Genomic DNA, 16828 nt, shown 5'->3' on the forward strand with positions numbered 1-16828 from the left:
TTCTTTATCTAATTATCTCCCAAGAAATACTTCTCCAGCGCCCTCTCCGCTCGATATTCCGATAGATTAAATGATGGCCAATCACGATCACGCATGGACAAGTTCTGCCATTGCTCTCTCAAATAATTATCCATGATCCCATTTTCCTCAAGGCTAAAACGTATAAGTAAAGGCGTGGCATCCGTAGATAAACTATTCAAATAGGACTCATCCATGTTGCCACTTTGTTTGTAACGTTCCATGTTCTTCTCAGCGATGATGGTATCCATGCTGGTATAGTTCATGATCACATAAGAGAGCAGACTGAGTACAATGTAAAATTTAGCTAGGGGTATGCGTTCGAAATGTATTCTTAGTCCTGCAACGATTAACAGTATCCCTAGAAAGATCAAAAACGCATGAACAAGGAATCGAATATAGGTATATCCATAAGCCTCCTCGTACAATACTAATCTTGTATAGGCCGAATACAACATTACACACGAGCATACAACCAATATGTACAGCATCATATTATTGATTCGTTGTAATAATCCTTGATCTTTCGCACTAAATACAAGCGTACCCATCAACAGGACAAAGTTAATCGCCGTTACGATCATGAGTTCGAAGAACCCACTTCTTGCATACTCTGCATAAGAGGCACCTTCTGGTAATGTCCCTTCCCATGCGCCAAACAAATAGGAGAACTGCAATACAACAAACAGGACATACACGATATTTATAGCTACTAATATGGTAGCCGTAATGATCGGATCTAATACAACCTTAAGTGAGTCAGTTGCTGCAGGGTTATCAACAAGATCCTTCTCTTGTTTATGGCCCCAATCGTACTTCTTAGAATCAATGAATCCCCATAAGTATCCGAACAATAAGAGACACATAATACACACCCACACAAACCGAATGATACCCTCCCCCATGGAAAGATTGCTCATCAGATCAGGGATTCTTGAAATGACTTGGTCGAATACCCCATCAGCAGAAGAGAGCAAGGAAATGACAACCATTAATATTGGCATGGCAATCACAAGCCCAATCAATACTTTACCAATCACCGTCTTACGACGTTCGCCCGATGTAGTTGAGTTTTTCGGCTTTATTAATGTGAACGCTGTTGGAACATGTCTTAAGCTTTGTACAATAAGATGATTTAATGCAACTCTGATCACCTGAGGTTTATACCAGAGCGGTCTCTGATCACTCAGGATATACCCCATATGCACGAAGACCAACGAAGGAATCGTCACAAAGTTGAGCACGTAGAAAAAAGGGTTCTGAAATAAAGCATATGTCAATGAGAGTAATAGGATGGCCCCAAATAACATCCACCCAAACCATGAGTATTGTACACTTTGATCCTTAGCATTGTAGAACATATACAAATACAGCAGGCCGATAAAGATAGGATAAGAAACACCCAACAAGTTTTCGAAAAACAAATACTGGTGAACGATCGCTAAGAAGAACGCACCAATTAGAGCCACAAGAGGTCGGTCAATTCTTGATTTCAAATGATTCACTACAGGTATCCCTCCACTTCTTACTTTCTAAACCTAATTCTAGATGATAAAATAAGAAGATAAAGAGAAATAAATATATTAAAACTTCCTATTTTAGAGGTGGATCAACAATATGAAGCTACACAACCAATTCCTGCGTCTTTATTCACATTTTGGAACCACAGAAGATGTCCAGATCACATTAGATGAGTTAGCTATGACGTTAAATTGCACGCATCGGAATGCCTCTATCGTTATAGGTAACATGGTGGAGCACGAATGGATATATTGGGAACCTCAGCGTGGTCGTGGTCGTCGCTCCACACTACGATTTCTTATTCAACCTGAAGAAATTGCTGCTCAATCCATGATGAAGGCGATCAGTCGACAAGACCTCAAACATGCCATCGATCAGATCAGAGTCCATGCCAGATCGTCCATGATGCAGGATCGACTACAGGAATGGCTGCTTACTTACTTTGGACATCATTCTGAGATTAGAAGTAATAAGCAAATTGACACGCTCCGATTGCCTATTCGCGAAAGACTCCACACCTTAGACCCCCTTTATATGAATCTTTTAGCGGAATCTTTTGTTTCAAGTCATGTATTTGATGGCCTAACTCGAAGAGCGAATAATACGGATGAGATCTTGCCGAACATTGCTCACGCTTGGGATGTCAATTCGAATCGCACACAGTGGACATTCTATCTACGCAAAGAAGTGTTATTTCACAATGGCACACTCATGACAGCCCATGATGTCGTGTATACATTTGAGCGATTAATCGAGACATCTCGGAAAATGTTATACAGCTTTATTTTCAAACAAATAAAATCTGTCCGAGCCCTTAATCCAACAACCGTCATCATTCAACTAAAAGAACCCAATGAGTTATTTCTATCCTTCTTATCGACAAGTCGTGCTGCTATTGTCCCAAGAGAATTAGATCAAGTGGGAGAGACTAGCTTCGGTACGAAGCCCATCGGGACTGGACCGTTCAAGGTAACAGAGATGAATGACAGCATTTGCGTGTTAGAGGTATTCACTCATTATTTTCAAGGAAGAGCACACTTGGACCGTGTGGAAGTTGTCTCTGTTCCATGGGATATCCCTTCAAATAAAACTGACACGGAACACACGTCAGATCCATTATCGCCCTTTCACATTATTCATAATCCTTCCTTGGCAGAAGGAACATCATGGAGCCAGATTCATTCCGAAGCCTCTGTCCGGAAATTCGTAACCTGTAACACCAAAAAAACTGGACCACTTACTGATCCAGTTGTTCGAGCTCAAGTTCTATCCTGTTTAAGCGGGGACGGGGACATTGTAAATAACGAAGATTCATGCGAATCTGGAGACGCAAGCGAAAACAAACTTACGCTTCAGATTGCGACGATCCCACAATATAGACTGGATGCGGATTTTATAGCTGAGCGTTTAGCCAAATTCGGTTATGTATGCCATGTCGTATCCACATCTCTCGAAGAGTTCAAAGGGTCCATCCGATTAGAATCTGACCTCATTGTCTTCTCTCTATTCCGCGATCAAGATGAGCAACTTCGCCTATTAGATCTCTATTTAACGATGTCTGAACACGTTGAACCACACACACGAGTGGATATTGATACGCTCCTTCACAACGTGATGCGTGAGACTGACTCCCATGTAAGAACGCAGAGGTTCGCTCAGATTGAAAACCGTCTGATTCAGGAACATCAACTACATATTCTTTATGAGAGGCCAGTTCAGACCGCCTATCTGCCCTCTGTTCGCGGCGTGACCTTTAACAGCCAAGGGTGGGTTGATCTAAGGCATATATGGTTCCCACCAAAGGTCGATCACTGACGTCTCTTTATAAACAGATGGGACATTTCTTTGTCCCTCTATCTTCTCTATTCATGCTTTATCGTGTACAAGCTAACATTATCACCATAATATTTCGAATATTCTTGAACGGCAAAGCTATCCATCATACCCGATATGAAATCGATAATGTTACGCCTTTTATCCGTATTCTCATCAATCACTCTGTACTCTGGAGGAAGCAATTGTAGATTTTTATTAAAGCTTTCATCGTTATATACGTTGTAAAGCCCTCTCAATACCTTCTCACCTTTTTTCTCATACATTTGGACAGAAGGTTTGCGCAATATCATATGAAAGACCATCTTCTTTAGTCCTGAAGATAGGGCGCCATATTGATTAAAACTCAATCTACCCAACGTTTCATTATATGTAATGTCTCTGATTAATGTATTTACGATTTTGGAGGTCAACTCTTTTCTAAACAGAAATGAATATTCCTCGGATGATTTCAGTCGAGTGCCTTGTGATGCAAATGTTGTACAATGGTGAATAATATCTTCTAGCACACTAGAAACACTGTGATAAGCTTCATGCACTTTAAATTCATACAGAAGTTCATCGATTGAAAATAAGTTCTGACTCAGACAATCTTCTAAATCATGGGCAGCATACGCGATCTCATCTGCTAAGTCCATAATCTGCATATCAATAGTACATGCATCTTTATCCGTTAACTTAAGCCTATACAATTCTTCTTGTATAACAAGATAATTATCGTCATATATAAACTTCTTATTCTCACCACTGTTATATTTGTTGAAATATTTCACGACGCCGAGTAGAGATCTGAATGTGAGATTTAGTCCCTGATAACCATAATGCTTCTTCTCTAATTTCATTAGTATTCTAAGGGTCTGCGCATTGCCCTCAAAGCTCCCAATATCTTGGACGAGTTCTCCCAATACTCTTTCTCCATAATGCCCAATCGGTGGATTTCCTAAATCATGTGCAAGGGAACACGCTTCAACAACAAATGTATCAAGCTTAAGATCCATAGCTAGTCCTCTTGCAATTTGTGCAACTTCCATACTGTGTGTTAATCGATTACGAAAAAAGTGATTGTTATCTATGCCAAGAAGCTGCATCTTCCCTTGCAATCTTCGAAAGGACGCTGAATATAGCACACGTGCATAATCGCGTGAATATTCCTCTCTTCCTCGCTCATCCGCTCCCATATCGTGCAAGCGAAAATTCAACTTGTCCAACTTAGGAATACTCTCTTTAACGTAATCCATTGTCTCCTGATTATAAAAGCTCATTGTCCTCCACCAACCCTCGCTTAATATAATTTATCATTCGCTTCGCCTTTTCTCTGTTCTCTTCCGTATTGTATATCACGATATCACATTGAGAGAGGGTACTCATTTCCTCCTCATAACTTGCAAGACGACGCGTTACTTCCTTGTCATCCGTATCTCTGGATAACAATCGTAATCTACATTGCTCTTTATCAGCCGTAACACCTATCACTAGAATTTTATCGTGGAATCTCTCCTTGAGTATCTTTACTCCATTGGCATCCATAACTACTGATTTCATTTGCTGTCCGATCATAATTTCGTTAATGGATAATATCGACGTCCCATAATAATTACCTTGGTATTTCGTCATCTCTAGCATATTGCCTTCTTCAAACATCTCACACATGATTTCCTTTGTCACAAAATGATAGTCTACCCCATTCACCTCTCCTTCCCTAGGTGCGCGAGAAGTCCATGTAACGACCTTGGGTATATCTAGTAGTGCTTGAAGTGTGCTTTTCCCTGAGGCACTCGGTCCTTGAAATACAATGAGCTTGAATGACATGTTAACCTCCAAATAGTCTTAAGAATGATTAATGCTATTTTATACTTAAATGGGAGAAGAAAACATCATTCATATGATTAACGCCATCGACGCGCTTCCCTTTTGACTTACTATTCAGTTAGAATTATATAATTAGAATATATTAGGAGGTTCCAAATGACACACACGAATATGGATCAAGTGACCATTGTAGAATATGAACCCAAGTATGCTGCATCACTGGCTGATATGTGGAACCGAAGCAGAGATAGCTGGGGCGGAGATAATGCGATCCGTTCAGAAGAAGCCATCCTCTCTGAGCATAACAATAGCACTCATATTAAAGTGTTTCTTGCCGTAGTAAATGATGAGGTTGTTGGTTATTGCAGTTTCTCTCACTATAAAGATGATGAAGGTGCTCTATATATTCCTTTATTAAACGTACGTCCTGATTACCACGGTCGTAAGGTAGGTAAGACACTGGTTCTTCGTGCATTGCAAGAGACGATAAATCTCGGTTGGTCGAGACTCGATCTTCATACGTGGCCCGGAAATACGAAAGCCGTTCCTACTTATAAGAAATCCGGATTCTTTTGGGAAAAGCGTGACGACATGACGCATCTCATGAATTTCATTCCATCCGTTCTTCAAACGGAGCCGGTTCGAGCCTATTTCAACGACATTGACTGGTATACGGCGAGCACTCGTGTTCTATTAGTTGAGCCGGATGGTCGTAAAGAAAATGGCTTCGACTACTTCACATATGAGTGGAATAAAGATGGCCGATATTTGAAAATGGAGTATGAACGCACAGGCCGTGGACTTCGACTCATCGAGACGGATGAATACCTTATTTCAGCGACTGTTGTAAATCACAGTCTTCCCTTCGGCAAAGAGTACGAGATTGTCTATGAACTCGTTAGTAAGAACAATACCCCTTTAACCGTCGAGGTACATGGTGTAAGCAATAAGCAGATCGAGTTCGATCTAAGTGAATCTCGCGTAGTTACTGGAACTGATGTTATTAAAGGGAAATTTAGAGTACATCCGATTGAAGAAGAGCAGAACCCTTGGCAGAATCATCCGGTTGTGGAAGCAGAGCTTAGCATTAACGGTCTTAAGACGATGTTCAAAGTCGGCATTGCTCCGACCTATCCTGCCAGCATCACACTTGAATCTACTAATCACACATTTAATATTGGGCAAGAAATGGAACTGTTTCTTACCGTGGAGAACGGATTTAACGAGGAGACTGTCTTTGCATTCGACTTGCCTACAACATCAACAATCTCCTTCGTACAACGTCATATCGAGATTACTATTCCTGCTAAAGGTCGCGTAAGTATACCTGTCACGGCTCAACTACATGAATACGGGGTACTACAGCAATCGATTGAGCTATTAGCTACGATTGATAATAAACAGATTGTCGTCCATAGAGAGCTAAGTGCGCTATTCCAAGGACATACCGCTATGTTCGGAGGGCAGATAAAACACGAGTGGATCATTAGTTATGGAGTCTATTCAGTCCATTTGAATACCTTAAATAATAGAACCACCGTTAATCAGAGTGGCCAGGAAATCGATACCGTATTGATCTTTCCTAAATTGGGTCTGCCCTTCTCGAGTGAATTCAAAAGAAATCGCCCTATCCATGTAGCCCAATATGCCGAACAACAAGTTATGGTCATGGAAGCACACTACACCATGCCAGGTTATGAGGGTATTCTCCTCGTGGCTATTACAAAACTTCATGGTAACGGCATCGTCCAACATCATTATCGTATACAGAACACTTTGGACGTATCGATGACTCACGATTTGGTACTACAGGAAGGAATTATCCACGATATCACGAACAATGTGATTCCCTATGATGGAGATTATTTCGATCTACGACAAGGTGTGGATGCCTCGAATAAGGATTATTGGGATTACAAATTAGTGATGGAGAATTGGCTCTTCGCTTATCGTGGATTAACAACCCATGGTATCAGTTGGCCTGCAAGCCAACAATTGATGAAAGACGGTTGGTTTTTCTGCATTGACCATTCACTCGGAACACTTCTTGCAGGGCAATCCATAGAGACGGAACCGGTCTGCATCACAGTAGGGACATTCACGGATTGGCGCGATTTCCGTGCCTTTGTTATGCAGGAGGAGAATACGAAGCAACTTCAAACTTCTGAACATCTCACGTATGCTCTTAATGATGGCAATCCTTTTGTAAAGGACTCCTTTCAAGTAACATTGAAGGAGAGAACAACCATCTATCTGGATGGACAAGTTACAGTCTCATCAGAGTTGGATAGCCTTGTCTCGGATAGTCTCACTGTAGATAGTGACCAACAACGATCTGAAGTCACGCTTCCACTTCATATTAAGGGTGATCATAAGGTTGATGTCGTCGACATACAATTAAATTTCGAGCCTTTCGAAACAAAGAAAAGAAAAGTTATATTCCCTATAACACATACAGAAGTACAATGTGAGGCTTCCACGGAACAGGGCTTAGAGGTATTCACAGCAGACAATGGTACACTACGGATTCAGGCGAGTCCTGCATTTGCACCTTCCCTCTTCTCGATCACACATCAAGGACGAGAATGGTTAGATTCTTCCTTCCCACAGGTAGGACCGAAATCTTGGTGGAACCCATGGTTAGGAGGCATCGCTACTAACTTCCGTTGGAGTTCTCTGCTCAGTCTGATGGAAGAACCACGAACAACGTCCTTTACCCAACTTACAGATAACAAAGGAAACGAATGGTCTGGTATTCGGATGAGTGTTACGATTACAAATAATGAAAAGTATAACGGACTCATACTCCACCATCATTATTTGCTTCTACCTGGAGCACCGGTCGTATGTCATGTCATCATGATCGAACAGCTTACAGGTGCCCATCTACCACCCATTCGTATGATTACTTCTAGTTTCTTCAAAGCAAGTAATGATTTGAAGAATAGTCGAATTCAACTGAACGATATTCAAGGTAATCCTCTTGTCTATAAAGCTGGCAGAATTCAATATGATATCGAGACCCAAGGTATTGTTAACTTTGGTTCTTCGGAACATACAGAACGACTAACTCTCGCGACTCACCCAAATTTAGAGTTATGTCATGCATTTGTGAATACCCATGCAATGTCTTCAACCGTTATTGAAGAGTTACTCGTTAAGAATGGTGAATCCAAATTTGCCACACCGCAGTTCTATACCCTAAGCGATCAGATGATCCCTGATCATGCTTACACTGATTTATTCAACATCCGTTTTACAACTCAATCATCCTAAGAGAGGGGCTAAACCATGAAAATTATCGATGCACATATCCATTATTCCAACATAGAATCCTTTCATGATACCGCCCGCACTTTGGCACATATCGATTATTCAGCAGCAGGATTACAGGAAGAATTTAAGCGTGCGGGTGTTATTGCAGGCGTAGGTATGGGCGTAACTGAGACAATTCCCGGTGCTTTTCCTGATTATGCAGCAGCTAATCCTATGATGCTTGATCTGACTGAGAAGTTACCACCCAATCTATATACTTGTGTCGGCATTAACCCGTTAACGCTGAGAGATGGCAATCAGCTAGTGGAGCTAGAACATACACTTCAGCAGGATCATGTCGTGGGTATCAAATTGTACGCTGGTTATTATCACTACGATGTGGGCGATCCGATTTATGACCCGATCTATGAACTAGCCTCCACTTATAACTTACCTATCGTCATTCATGGAGGATTGACATACTCAGACAGAGGCTTACTAAAGTACTCCCACCCACTCGCTATGGAGGAGACATTCCTGAAACATCGAGACATTACTTTCATGATGTGCCATCTAGGCGATCCATGGGTTATGGATGCAGCAGCCTTATTAGAGAAAAATCCGAATCTTTATGCTGATTTATCTGGTTGGATTGTAGGTGACGATGCCAAGGTTGAACGTATGATGCAAGAGCAAACCTATACGGATCATTTCCGTCGTGCTATCGTATTCGCTGAACGATACGATAGATTAGTATTTGGAACGGATTGGCCACTTGTTCCTTTGGATTCCTACATCCGCTTCGTAAAGAATTTAATTCCCGAAGCCTATTGGGAGCAAGTATTCTATGGCAATGCACTTCGTGTATTTCCAAAAATCGAGAAATTATTGAACGGTTGAATGATCCGACAGAAACGTACCACTAGAGCGTATGAACGCAAAAAATCCGTCCCTCGTAGGAGGACGGATTTTCTTATATTTTTATAATGATTTTATTTCAAGTAACTCATATTTAATGATTCCCATTGGTGCAGTTACATTAATAACACTGCCAATTTTTTTACCTATAAGTTCTTTACCTAAAGGACTCTCATAGGAGATCTTATTATCCAATACATCTGCCTCAGCAGGTCCTACAATTTGATACTTGATTTGCTCTGAGAATTCAATATCATTCAGAATGACAATAGAACCTACACTAACAACAGAGAGATCTAGACTCACTGTATCGATAACCGTTGCTTTCGTGATCATCTTTTCCAATATCTTTATTCTAGTCTCCATAAAGGATTGGTCGTCCTTAGCAGAGTGGTATTCACTATTTTCCTTCAAATCGCCGTAACTAATAGCTAACTTAAGACGTTCCGCTAATTCTTTACGCTTAACGGTCTTAAGATCTCTTAGTTCATCCTCTAACTTAGTCAAACCTTCTTTTGTTACAATCACTTCTTCTTTAGCCATGTTTACAACTCCTATTTTACTTTCTTATTCAATTCTAACCTATATTCACTTAAATTGTTATTAACTCAACGAAAAAGTTAGCTCTCAAGTGACTATATTGGTAAAATAAAGGTTGTTTTATACAATAATATTACAAACAGGTACTACAATATGTATATTTATTTTTGAGCATCCGATCTATAACTTTATTCTCTACACATGTTCCTTGTTCTATTCTGTCTTCTCTTCAGGTTAATCAAATAATAAAAGAGGATGATCCAGAGTATTGGATCATCCTCTTTTATTATAAGAATGGAATACTAACAATAACTGCAACGGATGCAATACCTATTAACAAGCTTTTATTACGAGGTAATTTAGGTTTCTGATAAGGTTTATATAAGGTGAATCGTGCTAACACATTGCGATGGAATATATAGATCAATGCAAAGTTTGCCGCGACAACAAGTATTAACATCTTTAAACTTTTGATCCCTCCAACTCCAATTATCGGTTTCTCAATCATCAAAAGAATAATAAATGCTACAACAAAAAACACTGTATTCTTGACTATATCAAGTGTTATTCTCTGAGAGTTGCTCATCTAAAATCACCTCCACATTTACTCTAGTATAACCTTCTAAATATGTACTGTACTGTTATAAAACTTACCATAAATCATATATACAGTCATCTTAACAAAATGAAGATTGTAATGAACAAAAAACAGTAAACCCAAGGTTGATTGAACATCAACCTTAGGCTTACTGTTTATAATTTATTTCATAATGAAATTTCGATTAGTATGCCAAAGTGAACAACGCTTTAATATGAGACAAGTAACGAATATTACTTGCTTCTTTCATAAGAGAAGCAGGCATTCCTTTAAGAGGTGTTCCGTTAGCTCCGATCGTTGCAACTGCGTCTTTACGACCCAAGCTTGCAAGTGTTCCAGAGTCAATTGGAGAGAATGATTCCATAGATTTATTATTCAACTTAGCGAATAGATTGTAACCTACAAGTTCACCCATCTGCCAAGCGATCTGTGCTGTTGGAGGATAAGGACGTCCTTCAGGACCAAAGAATACTGCACTATCCCCTACAACAAATACGTCTGGGTGAGAAATAGATTGAAGATGTTCGTTGACGCTTGCACGTCCACGGTTAACTTCAAGGCCTGATTCTCCAACTAGCGGACTTCCTTGTACGCCACCAGTCCATACAAATGTGTTCGTAACAATTTTGGAACCATCTTTAAGGTCAATCGTATTACCTTCAACATTGGTAACCGGAAGACCTGTTAGGAATTGAACGCCACGCGCTTCCAAACTTTTCGTTGCACGTTCAATCAAATGATCTGGTAATACTGGAAGGATCTTAGGACCTGCTTCAACTAGCAACAATTTCACTGATTTAGGATCTACACCATATTTCTTAGCAAGTGCAGGCATACCATCAGCAATTTCGCCAACTAACTCTACGCCGGAAAGACCGCCACCACCGATAACAATCGTGCCATCAGCCGGGTTATTTGTTTTCGCAAATTCACGAATACGATCTTCAATTTGTTTATGAATTTTATTTGCATCAGCAGCAGATTTTAACACCATGCTGTTTTGCTCTAGCCCTGGAATACCGAAAAAAGCCGTTTGGCTTCCCAAACCGACAACCAACGCATCATAAGTTAAGGATGATCCATCTGTAAGTTTAACTTCTTTTTTGTCTACGGAGAAAGATTCTACCTTGTTGATCATAAGATCAATGTCTTTCCCTTTGAACAATTTCTCTAGTGGCATAGCAATCGCCTCTTCAGCAATATTACCAGCTGCAAGACGGTGCAATTCTGTAATGATTTGGTGTGTTGGAGTCTGATTAATAACTGTTACTTGTGCTTCAGCCTTACTCAAAAATTTACGAAGACTCAAAGCCGTTAAAAGGCCACCATACCCTGCACCTAATATAACAATATGTTTTGACATAAGTGTATTATCCTCCGCTCTTACTCAGTTATTGTAAACGAACTATTTTTTATTCTGCTCTTCACTGACTTGAAGATAAGCATTAACGAATCGGAACATCTTTTGTGCTTGTGGATCTTTAAGCATTTTCATCAAACCAAATAGGCCGATTACTTCCTGGCTTTTCTCAGCACGCTCTTTCGCTTCAATAACATTTGCCGCAACATGCTTCACGGAACCTACTACAGGTCCAACAATTTCTGTTATTGCGCCAACTGTGTCGCTTTTCAGAACATCATCCGTAGCTACGGAATGAGCGAAATCATATGTCTTCGTCATTGCATTAACGATTTCATTCAATTTCGGTAATTGCTGAATTAAAGCAGTTAGAGATTCTTGAACCTCAGGTTTTAATAACTGATCCAATAGATCGTTGTTGTCTTTGCTTGTAGATAAAGCTTGTTCAGACGTTGTCTGAGTGATAGATTCTGACATATCTAATTCTCCTTTACGATAAGCAACATTCGCTTCGAATTTATATTATAGCTATAATTCATGAGTGTATAATAAATTTGGGAATTTAAAATTCCCTATTAATAATACGACTAACCTCTGATATTATCAAACATCTTTTTGAAAATTTAAGAAAGTATACGTTCCATCTTACACTTAATTCTTATATTTCTCACTGAAATCATTTGTTAACCTTTACTGTCGCTGATGCTATTATGCACCACAGCTTCTGCAACAATTCCATAACATATATTTACAAACTAAAATCTGGACGTACAAATAAATTTGTACGTCCAGATTTAATTTATAATCGAAATTATTTAGCTGTAACGCCACCATCAACAGGAAGCTCAACACCAGTAATATAAGAAGAAGCATCAGAAGCAAGGAACAATACTGCATCAGCCACTTCAGAAGCTTTCCCAACTCTTGGTAGAGCCGTTTGAGATAGGAACCAAGCTAGCATTTTCTCATTATTAACCATATCTTGGGACATTGGTGTCTCAATAAATCCTGGGTGAACGGAGTTTACGCGAATGTTAAATTTACCATAATCCACTGCAGCTGCCTTAGAAAGCATACGAACTGCTCCCTTAGAAGCTGTATAAGCACCTGCTCCACTACCACCTGTTAGACCAGCAATGGAAGAAATGTTCACGATAGATCCACCATTGATTTCTTTCATTTGAGGAACAACATGTTTCATTCCTAGGAATACGCTTGTAACATTTATATTCATGACACGATTCCATTGGTCCATAGTCGTATCAAGCATGTTCACTGCTAAGGAGATACCAGCATTGTTAACCAATACATCAATTTTACTATATTTTTGAATCGTTCCGTCTACAACTTTGATCCAGTCTTCTTCCGAAGCCACATTGTGTGCAAAAGCCGTTGCTTCTCCACCATTAGATGTAATTTCTTCTGCAACAGCTTGTACAGCTGCTTCGTTGATATCCGTTAATACAACGATAGCACCTTCTTTAGCAAGCAAAATTGCCTCTTCGCGTCCCATACCACTACCTGCACCTGTAACAATTGCTACTTTACCGTTTAATACTCCCATATCTATTCCTCCTAAGATTTATTTATAATAACGACAATTCCGTAATGGACTATAACTGTCATAGTATTTCCTAAGGCTTGTTAGAGTATTACTGAAACCGTTTATTACAACAGTATCACAAAAAGTAACCAATTGAAAATAAGTAATCAAAATTTTAGATATAGCATAAAACCCCTAGGAATTGTGCTATTTGAGATATGGATGACGTCTTCTAACAATTTATGAGGAAGGAATTATCGACTAAAGGCTGTGTGTCATCAGCTCTTAACTTTTTTATAGCGTGTACTTCAAAGTAACGCTGTGTTTAAGAATTCCTCTTTTGACGTAAAGTAATGTTATATGTACTTAACGTAATACAATAAGGAGGGGATCCTATGCTCGACAGAAACAGACAGAAAATTGTGGAGAGTGTTCCACAGCAGGGCTTTTTTGGACATCCTAAAGGGTTGTTCACTTTGTTCTTCACAGAGTTTTGGGAGCGTTTCTCCTATTATGGCATGAGAGCTATTCTTGTTTACTATATGTATTATAAAGTTTCACAAGGTGGATTAGGTCTCGATGAAGCAACAGCTCTTGCGATCATGTCGATCTACGGGTCGCTTGTATATATGTCTGGCATTATTGGAGGATGGCTAGCCGATAGAATATTTGGAACTTCAAAGGCTATATTTTATGGCGGCGTATTAATCATGTTCGGGCATATTATCTTGTCTATACCGGGAAGTATAGCGATGTTCTATATATCTATGGTTCTCATCGTTCTCGGTACAGGTTTATTGAAACCTAATGTTTCAAGTGTCGTGGGTGAAATTTATAGTCCTAACGACTTACGCCGAGATGCAGGGTTTAGCATATTCTATATGGGAATTAACCTTGGAAGTTTCCTCGCTCCTTTAATTGTCGGCACCATAGGTATGAAACAAAATAATTTTCACTTAGGCTTCCTCATTGCTGCTATTGGTATGTTTATTGGATTGTTGGTCTTTATATTGACTAAGAAGAAAAATCTAGGTCTTGCGGGTACCATTATAGCCAATCCCTTATCTTCTTCAGAGAAGAAAAAAGTCTATACCTACATAACGCTCGGCGTAGTTGTTGTAGCTATCTTGATTGCTGTTACTATACCCTTAGGTTATCTGACATTTGATACTTTCATTGCTCTTGTAGGGGTATTAGGGATTCTTATTCCCACCATGTACTTCGTTGTTATGTACCGTAGTCCGAAGACAAAAGCAGTAGAACGCTCCAGACTCATTGCTTATATTCCGCTATTTATCTCTTCAGTGATGTTCTGGGCCATTCAAGAACAGGGATCAACGATCCTTGCTAATTATGCGGACAAGCGCACACAGTTAAACTTTGCTGGAATTGAGCTATCCCCTGCTTGGTTCCAATCGTTGAATCCGTTGTTTATTATCATTTTGGCACCGGTATTCGCGTGGGCTTGGGTCAAGCTTGGCGTTCGTCAGCCCTCAGTTCCTACGAAATTCTCACTAGGTTTGTTATTTGCAGGCTTATCTTTTCTTGTGATTCTGTTACCTGCTTACTTTGGAGGTAGCCATTCACTGGTTAATCCACTATGGCTCGTTCTTAGCTATTTCATTATCGTCCTTGGGGAACTATGTTTGTCACCTGTTGGACTGTCCGTCACTACGAAGTTAGCGCCGGCCGCCTTCTCAGCCCAAACCATGAGTCTATGGTTCTTATCTAATGCAGCTGCTCAAGCGATTAATGCGCAGATTGTTAAATTCTATAGCCCTGAGACCGAGATGATTTACTTTGGTGTGATTGGGGGAGTCGCTATCGTGCTGAGTGTTGTGCTGTTTATGATTTCGGGGAGGATACAGGGGTATATGAAAGGTGTGCGGTGAAACTTAAAAATGTTATTTAGGCTCAAAGCTGTTATTAGTGCTTGCTTATAAACAATTGCGCGGTTGCAGGCTACGGGGACGGATTGTCTTTCGATCGCTGTTGTCCTCTGATTTCTTGATTATATACCGCATATAGCGGTTGAAATCGGAGGACAAAGGCGAACGCTATCGCTTCTTAAAGACAATTCCGTCCCCTTCGCTATGTCTGCCTCGATCGTTGTTGTGTTTGCGCAAACACTAATATGGCGTAGAGCCAACATAGCTATTTTTAATTTCACCTTTGGTGTGTTGTAAGTACGAACACGCCACGCCATTGATATCGGCTCGGCTATTAACAGCAATTATTAAACCTTGCTACATACGTTGAATGGGCCGATTCATTCATTGCTTACCCCGAGCGCATGAAGTGCTCTTCTGAAACAGATCGCTAATAGAAATGGCAAATAAGCGCCCAATGGACAGGACGCTTTTTGCTTGTTTATTTTCACACCGACATCCATGTTTTCTTTACGCACATTTTCATTACCAAAGGTCTTTAGTTCGGCACAGATATTCTATCTGATAACACGCCAAATGTGGAGGCTTTGATGAAAGGTAGCCCTTGTAACGCTTGTAACTGTTTAGCTGTTCCCGTTACAACTGCACCTATGATTGTCACATCACCTTCTTCTAAGGTGTTATTATCTCCCGCTAAAGCTTTGTGAATTTCGCCTGCTGCCCATTTGAAACTATGATTCCTACTACCACGCAACTGCTCAACACTTGTGATAAAAGTATCCATGCCGCCAGTTACTTCAAATTGTTCTGCATGAAATCCATAAATGAGCATGCCATCCGCAGAAAGTACCATCTTCACTTGCTTCATATATTTTAAATAATCTTTTGTATAAGCGTCCACCCACCACCAGACGGATTGTACATCCGGAGGAAGTAGGCTTTGGATCTCATCATAAGAATATGCTTTATCAAATGATAATCCCAGCTCCACTAAAGTAGTATCGTCAACTTGATTCAGATCACTAATACTGTCTTTATAGGTATCATACGAAACCTCAGGGTGGAAAAAGATCATTTCTCTATCACCCGTGTCCGAATTATATCGGATCAATTGATTCGATTCATTCGATTGTGAAATTTGTGAAATATTTAATGGGATGGAACCGAATGAACCATACATTCGTGGCGTACTACCAAATAATGTGTATCTACTTTCAACTGATTCCCACACATAGGGGACTTCTCCAATCAACTTAAAGGTTTTCGTTTTTATTTTCCCTCCAAACCAATTGTTGTCGTATGTTTGATGACTAATATGAATATTAGGTGCACTAATTTCGTTATACATAACAATTTCATTCATTGTTTTTTGTGCTTGATGGAGTGACCACGTCCTGAATCCATACCATAATAACACTAAGACAATGGGAGTTACGATCACGGTAATTCCAATCATTTTCAATGTAGACCAAAGCTTTGCTTTCCTCATTAATTGTTTAGCTTGTTTCTCATCAAATGAAAAATGATTCAAATCCTCGTCCATA

Annotated in this window: 13 protein-coding genes; 4 read left to right on the plus strand and 9 right to left on the minus strand. The window is 39.9% G+C overall.

Annotated features, from left to right (window positions below; genetic code table 11):
* Positions 1-8: 8 nt before the first annotated feature.
* The gene (locus tag PBAT_RS06060) at positions 9-1523 is read right to left on the minus strand and encodes a DUF4153 domain-containing protein (protein ID WP_246168335.1); all 1515 of its coding nucleotides are present in this window, start codon (positions 1521-1523) and stop codon (positions 9-11) included.
* Positions 1524-1635: 112 nt separating this feature from the next.
* On the opposite strand from PBAT_RS06060, the gene PBAT_RS06065 reads away from it, so the two are divergent.
* On the plus strand, positions 1636-3354 hold the full coding sequence (locus PBAT_RS06065; RefSeq protein WP_068647575.1) for an ABC transporter substrate-binding protein: 1719 nt from the start codon (positions 1636-1638) through the stop codon (positions 3352-3354).
* Positions 3355-3401: 47 nt separating this feature from the next.
* Here the strand turns inward: PBAT_RS06065 and PBAT_RS06070 are convergent, their stop codons facing one another.
* Entirely contained in the window at positions 3402-4610 is a 1209-nt protein-coding gene (locus tag PBAT_RS06070) for a deoxyguanosinetriphosphate triphosphohydrolase family protein (RefSeq protein WP_211267819.1), read from the minus strand.
* 10 nt (positions 4611-4620) lie between these two features.
* Entirely contained in the window at positions 4621-5181 is a 561-nt protein-coding gene (locus tag PBAT_RS06075) for a guanylate kinase (protein ID WP_068647579.1), read from the minus strand.
* Positions 5182-5337: 156 nt separating this feature from the next.
* Here PBAT_RS06075 and PBAT_RS06080 point away from each other — a divergent pair, with 156 nt between their 5' ends.
* Together PBAT_RS06080 and PBAT_RS06085 are read left to right on the plus strand one after the other, a co-directional pair.
* On the plus strand, positions 5338-8457 hold the full coding sequence (locus PBAT_RS06080; protein ID WP_084402859.1) for a GNAT family N-acetyltransferase: 3120 nt from the start codon (positions 5338-5340) through the stop codon (positions 8455-8457).
* Between the two features lie 15 nt (positions 8458-8472).
* A complete protein-coding gene (locus PBAT_RS06085) occupies positions 8473-9336 on the plus strand; it encodes an amidohydrolase family protein (RefSeq protein WP_068647581.1) in 864 nt (287 codons plus the stop codon).
* Positions 9337-9417: 81 nt separating this feature from the next.
* On the opposite strand, the gene greA is transcribed toward PBAT_RS06085, so the two are convergent.
* The 5 genes from greA to PBAT_RS06110 all read right to left on the minus strand — a co-directional run bounded on the left by greA (position 9418) and on the right by PBAT_RS06110 (position 13416).
* Complete coding sequence (greA, locus tag PBAT_RS06090; protein WP_068647583.1) at positions 9418-9897, minus strand: transcription elongation factor GreA; 480 nt, start codon at positions 9895-9897, stop codon at positions 9418-9420.
* 283 nt (positions 9898-10180) lie between these two features.
* Entirely contained in the window at positions 10181-10480 is a 300-nt protein-coding gene (locus PBAT_RS06095) for a hypothetical protein (protein ID WP_068647585.1), read from the minus strand.
* A gap of 196 nt (positions 10481-10676) precedes the next feature.
* Positions 10677-11855 carry an NAD(P)/FAD-dependent oxidoreductase gene (locus PBAT_RS06100; protein ID WP_068647587.1) on the minus strand — a complete coding sequence of 393 codons (1179 nt, stop codon included), beginning with the start codon at positions 11853-11855 and terminating at the stop codon, positions 10677-10679.
* Between the two features lie 42 nt (positions 11856-11897).
* Positions 11898-12329 (minus strand): helical membrane plugin domain-containing protein, encoded by a 432-nt coding sequence (locus tag PBAT_RS06105; RefSeq protein WP_068647589.1) that lies wholly within the window; start codon positions 12327-12329, stop codon positions 11898-11900.
* Between the two features lie 334 nt (positions 12330-12663).
* Complete coding sequence (locus PBAT_RS06110) at positions 12664-13416, minus strand: SDR family NAD(P)-dependent oxidoreductase (protein ID WP_068647591.1); 753 nt, start codon at positions 13414-13416, stop codon at positions 12664-12666.
* A 374-nt stretch (positions 13417-13790) separates the two neighbouring features.
* Here PBAT_RS06110 and PBAT_RS06115 point away from each other — a divergent pair, with 374 nt between their 5' ends.
* Positions 13791-15287, plus strand: coding sequence for a peptide MFS transporter (locus PBAT_RS06115; RefSeq protein ID WP_068647593.1), 1497 nt, complete (start codon positions 13791-13793; stop codon positions 15285-15287).
* Between the two features lie 535 nt (positions 15288-15822).
* Here the strand turns inward: PBAT_RS06115 and PBAT_RS06120 are convergent.
* Positions 15823-16827, minus strand: a complete 1005-nt coding sequence (locus tag PBAT_RS06120; RefSeq protein ID WP_068647596.1) for an anti sigma factor C-terminal domain-containing protein — start codon at positions 16825-16827, stop codon at positions 15823-15825.
* Position 16828 lies beyond the last annotated feature (1 nt).

Origin of the sequence: Paenibacillus antarcticus, from assembly GCF_001637225.1 — a bacterium.
Taxonomy (GTDB): Bacteria; Bacillota; Bacilli; order Paenibacillales; family Paenibacillaceae; genus Paenibacillus_AQ; species Paenibacillus_AQ antarcticus.

Excerpts from the sequence above, each read along its gene's own strand:
- PBAT_RS06065 (WP_068647575.1), top strand. The coding sequence starts at position 1,636 with ATGAAGCTACACAACCAATTCCTGCGTCTTTATTCACATTTTGGAACC.
- PBAT_RS06070 (WP_211267819.1), bottom strand. The coding sequence starts at position 4,610 with ATGGATTACGTTAAAGAGAGTATTCCTAAGTTGGACAAGTTGAATTTT.
- PBAT_RS06075 (WP_068647579.1), bottom strand. The coding sequence starts at position 5,181 with ATGTCATTCAAGCTCATTGTATTTCAAGGACCGAGTGCCTCAGGGAAA.
- PBAT_RS06080 (WP_084402859.1), top strand. The coding sequence starts at position 5,338 with ATGACACACACGAATATGGATCAAGTGACCATTGTAGAATATGAACCC.
- PBAT_RS06085 (WP_068647581.1), top strand. The coding sequence starts at position 8,473 with ATGAAAATTATCGATGCACATATCCATTATTCCAACATAGAATCCTTT.
- greA (WP_068647583.1), bottom strand. The coding sequence starts at position 9,897 with ATGGCTAAAGAAGAAGTGATTGTAACAAAAGAAGGTTTGACTAAGTTA.
- PBAT_RS06095 (WP_068647585.1), bottom strand. The coding sequence starts at position 10,480 with ATGAGCAACTCTCAGAGAATAACACTTGATATAGTCAAGAATACAGTG.
- PBAT_RS06100 (WP_068647587.1), bottom strand. The coding sequence starts at position 11,855 with ATGTCAAAACATATTGTTATATTAGGTGCAGGGTATGGTGGCCTTTTA.
- PBAT_RS06105 (WP_068647589.1), bottom strand. The coding sequence starts at position 12,329 with ATGTCAGAATCTATCACTCAGACAACGTCTGAACAAGCTTTATCTACA.
- PBAT_RS06110 (WP_068647591.1), bottom strand. The coding sequence starts at position 13,416 with ATGGGAGTATTAAACGGTAAAGTAGCAATTGTTACAGGTGCAGGTAGT.
- PBAT_RS06115 (WP_068647593.1), top strand. The coding sequence starts at position 13,791 with ATGCTCGACAGAAACAGACAGAAAATTGTGGAGAGTGTTCCACAGCAG.
- PBAT_RS06120 (WP_068647596.1), bottom strand. The coding sequence starts at position 16,827 with ATGGACGAGGATTTGAATCATTTTTCATTTGATGAGAAACAAGCTAAA.